Annotated in this window: 1 protein-coding gene; it reads left to right on the forward strand. The window is 64.9% G+C overall.

Annotated features, from left to right (window positions below; all coding sequences use genetic code 11):
* On the forward strand, positions 1-239 hold a 239-nt coding region (locus EOB49_RS35830; RefSeq protein WP_206526237.1), incomplete at both ends, for a MotA/TolQ/ExbB proton channel family protein.

The following is a 239-nucleotide window of genomic DNA, read 5'->3' on the forward strand; positions in this document are numbered from 1 at the left end:
GGTTTCCTTGCCACCACCGGCTCGGCGGCACCCTTCATCGGCCTGTTTGGCACCGTCATCGGCATCATGACGTCGTTTCAGGCGATCGCCGGCTCCAAGAACACCAGTCTCGCGGTGGTTGCGCCGGGCATCGCCGAAGCGTTGCTGGCGACGGCCATCGGCCTGCTCGCCGCCATTCCGGCCGTCATCGCCTACAACAAGCTGTCGTCCGATGCGAGCAAGATAGCCGTGCGCATGGA

Origin of the sequence: Mesorhizobium sp. M7A.F.Ca.MR.148.00.0.0 (genome assembly GCF_003997735.1) — a bacterium.
In the GTDB taxonomy this organism is placed as follows: Bacteria; Pseudomonadota; Alphaproteobacteria; order Rhizobiales; family Rhizobiaceae; genus Mesorhizobium.